General features: G+C 45.5%; 1 protein-coding gene. It reads right to left on the bottom strand.

Annotated elements, in window-relative coordinates; genetic code table 11:
- On the bottom strand, positions 1 to 488 hold a 488-nt coding region (locus AB4486_RS22450), incomplete at both ends, for a DUF4092 domain-containing protein (RefSeq protein ID WP_372118665.1).

Consider the following 488-nt stretch of genomic DNA (forward strand, 5'->3'; position numbering starts at 1 on the left):
GGTGATAAGCCGAATAGGCTTGGTCAATATTGGTCACTGCATTCATCCCAGCAATAGGCAAACCATTATTGAACCACTCAAACAAGTTCGAGAAAAACAACCTCATGCTGCCTTGGTCATCATGTAGTAGGTTTTCAAACGTCGAAACAGTGCACTGTTGTTTGTTGCTGTCGATATGTAATGTGCGATTAGCCCAATAATTCTCTGGGCATGACAGAATACTTGGATATAAGCCATTGCCCATGAACACGACCTTACCTTTGCCTATCTCGCCTGCAGTAACGAATGGGAAACCATAAGTCGCGTTGTCTTCAGAGACTAAAGGAATCGGAGGCATCGAGATGCTTGGGTGTTGTGCGATGTAAGGCTTACCTTCACGAGTCCAAGCCTGTTGCTCACCAAAGTAAAGCTCACGGTTTTTATCAGTTCTTGGCATCACCACAGGGAATGCTCTGTTCGATATGTTCAGAGCTCGCATACCACGGGTA

It is taken from the genome of Vibrio sp. 10N.222.55.C6 (assembly GCF_041473395.1).
Classification (GTDB): domain Bacteria; phylum Pseudomonadota; class Gammaproteobacteria; order Enterobacterales; family Vibrionaceae; genus Vibrio; species Vibrio crassostreae_C.